The 3,650-nt window shown below is 57.4% G+C and carries 1 protein-coding gene; it reads left to right on the top strand.

Annotated features, from left to right (window positions below; translation table 11 throughout):
* Nucleotides 1-194: 194 nt before the first annotated feature.
* On the top strand, nt 195-3,650 hold a 3,456-nt coding region (locus tag C6H66_RS24445), incomplete at its 3' end, for a two-partner secretion domain-containing protein (protein ID WP_146111131.1).

A 3,650-nucleotide genomic window follows, 5' to 3' on the forward strand; every position in this document is an offset into this window, starting at 1 on the left:
AACACSTGGCGGGGAGCGCCCTGGGCTGGCGCGGCAGCCTGAAAGGGGTGAGCTACGACCTGTTTATCGGCGTCCCGCTGTCCAAACCCGCCGGTTTCCAAACTTCCCCCGTCACGGCCGGATTCAACCTGTATTGGCAGTATTAATTCAAATAACAAAACTGCCGGTGGGTAGTGTTGTGTGGAGCAAAAATCATGAACAAGCAGTTATATCGTATTATCTTTAATCAATCTCGCCAGCTGTGGATGGTGGTGGCCGAGATAGCGCGGGCCGGACGGGGAAGAGCCGGACGCCGCGCTCATCGCCCCTCTTCACCGCAGCATCGTTGCCGACTCACCGCGCTACGGTTTGGGTTGTTGTTAGCCCTTGGCGGAGTTTCGCTCACCGCGCAGGCGGCGATTGTGGCCGACGGACAGGCGCCGGGCCGTCAGCAGCCCACCATCATTCGCAGCGCCAACGGCACGCCGCAGGTCAATATCCAGACCCCCGGCGCCGACGGCGTTTCCCACAATACCTACCGTCAGTTTGACGTGGATAAACAGGGGGTTATCCTCAATAACAGCCATCAGGCCACCCAGACGCAACTGGGGGGTATGGTCGCGGGCAATCCGTGGTTAGCCAAAGGGGACGCCAGCGTTATTCTTAACGAAGTCAACAGTCGTGACCCCAGTCGCCTCAACGGCTGGATTGAAGTGGCCGGGCATAAAGCCGAGGTGATTATTGCCAACCCGGCGGGCATCACCTGTAACGGTTGCGGTTTCATTAACTCACATCGCACTACGCTCACCACCGGACAGGCGCTGATGGAACAGGGTCGGTTGAAAGGGTTTGATGTCAATCAGGGGGAAGTGCGGATTGACGGGCACGGCATGGACAGCACACAGCAAAGTTACACCGATATTATCGCCCGCTCCGTGGCGATTAACGCCAAATTACACGCGCAAGACCTGAAAGTGACTACCGGGCGTAATATTGTCGATGCGGCGCATCAGCAGATGGAGAAAAAATCGGTTGACGATGAAAAGCACCCGGCGTTTGCGCTGGATGTGGCGGCGCTGGGCGGCATGTACGCCCATAAAATCAGGCTGATAGGCACCGAAACGGGGGTGGGCGTGCATAATGCCGGCAATATCGGCGCGTCTGCCGGGGAGGTCCATATCACCGCCGATGGCCGGATAGAGAACCGCGGCACCCTCAGCAGCCGTGACGCGTTGCAATTAACTTCGTCTGCTAATGTTTCGAACACGGGCAAATTGCTGTCACAATCGGCGGTGAATTTACAGGCGGGCGGCGCGTTAGATAATCAGGGCCGGGTGGAAGCCCGCGGCGATACCACGGTCAACGCAGGCACGATACACAGCAGCCATAACAGTGTGTGGGCTGCGGGGCTGGATGATAACGGCAACACCACCCGCCCCGGCTCCCTGACTCTGACCGCGCAGCACGTTCAGGCTAATGGCAAAAATCTGGCCACTGATACGCTGGCTATCCACAGCCAACAGATTGACCTGAGCGACAGCCAGACGGCGGCCGGGCAAATTCAACTGACTGCCAGTCAATCGGGCATCAGTACCGCTCGCGCTACCGTCAACGCCGACCGTTTTAGCGCGAAAACCCCGGGCCAGTTTAACAACGACGGCGGCCAGTTAGTGGCGAAGGAAATCCACCTCACAACCCCAGATATCTCTAACCTGAAAGGAAAAATTAACCAGACCGGGACCGGTGAACTGGCGCTCCATACCCGCGCCCTGAATAACCATGAGGGAACAGTGTTCAATCAGGGGAAATTGACCCTCACCACAGACCGGCTTAATAACCGTCAGGGCACTATTGCCAGTCAGGGCGAGGACCTGCATCTGACCGCGCATCAGGCCGATAACACTCAGGGGACAGTGCAACTGGCAGGCAACGGGAAACTGTCGCTCAATACCCAACGATGGCTGGGCAATCAGGGCAAATTGCTCACCAATGGCGCCCTGACGATACAGGCCGGTGAACTGCAACTTAACCACGCCGAGACTCAGGCCGGGCAGATAACCGTCAACGCCGACACCCTGAGCCATCAAGGCGGCGTGATGCAACAACAGGGCAAAGACACGCTGTCCCTCACCACCCGAATGCTGGATAACCAGCACGGCACCCTTGCGGGCAACGGCAACCTGAACCTTAAAGCAACGACCGTCGATAATCGTCACGGCAACATCGTGGCCGCCGAAAAAGGCTCGCTGACACTGGCGGTCAAAGACACGTTGGACAATCAGTCGGGCCGGCTGGAAGCGGGCCACGCGTTCCGACTCAGTGCCTCCCAACTGAATAATAATCAGGGGAGCATTGTTGCCGCCGGGGACAGCGCCACCCTCACCGTGGGCAAAACTATTCAAAACGTTAACGGTCATCTTGAAGCCAAAACCCGACTGACCACGACCAGCCAGACCCTGAATAACACGCAGGGCGTATTGCTGGCGCAAAACATTGACAGCCAGACCACAGGCCATCCCTTCACCAATACCGCCGGACAGGTGATAGCCGAGGACACCCTGAAGGTCAATAGTGGTGAACTGGATAACACGGCGGGGCTGTTACAATCTGGCCGCGAGATGTCCATTGATACCCACGGGCAGAAGCTCACCAATACCCGCCATGCCGACCAAAAACAAAAAGCGGGTCGGTTGTTAAGTGGCGGGCAGTTAACTCTGCATACTGGCGATGTTAATAACATCGGCGGCATAATCGCGGCGGACGGCAAAACCACGCTGACCAGCACCGCGCTCAATAATACGCAGGGCCAGATAGCCGGAAATAGCGGGCTGGACATTCACAGTCAGCAACTGATAAACCGCGAAGGCACCCTGCAATCCGCCGACGCCCTGACTCTGGATACCAACGGGCAGTTACTGGATAACCAGCAGGGCCAGATTATTGGAGAAGGAAAAACCACCATCACCAGCGGTCCACTGGACAATCGCCACGGCCATCTTCAAGGCGGACAGGTGGTTATCGACACCCGGCAGGCAGCGCTGGATAACCGGGACGGCAAACTGTTATCCACGGACACCTTAACCCTGAACACTCACCAGCTCGATAATCGTCACGGGCAGGTGCAGGCGGTGGGCGACACCACACTCAATGTTGACACCCAAACCGATAACACCGGTGGCCTTATCCGTGGCGGTCAGCAATTGACCCTGAACACCGCTCGCCTGATTAACCGCGAGACGGCGCACACGGATAACGGACTGGAAGCGCAAAACCTGACGGTCAACGCTCAACAGGTGGACAATACCCAGGGCGCTTTACGGGCGGCCAATCACCTGCAAGCTCAGGTGAGTCACACGCTGGAGAATGCGCAGGGGTTAATCTCCGCAGGTAAACAACTTACCGTAGACGACAAGAGCGGGCACACCTCGCTAGCGATTAACAACCGGCAAGGCACGCTGATTGCCGGGGAACAGGCCACGATTAACGCACACTCTCTGAGCGGTGACGGCCAACTGTTATCACAGGGCGATATGGCGGTCACTTTAACCGAGGATTTTCATCATACCGGCAACACTGCGGCCAATGGCAATCTGACCCTGAAAACGGCCGGTAATCTTATCAATGACCGTCAGATAAAAGCCGGTCAGGCGCTGCATCTGGGCGCACAGAAT

It is taken from the genome of Photorhabdus hindustanensis (assembly GCF_002968995.1).
Taxonomy (GTDB): domain Bacteria; phylum Pseudomonadota; class Gammaproteobacteria; order Enterobacterales; family Enterobacteriaceae; genus Photorhabdus; species Photorhabdus akhurstii.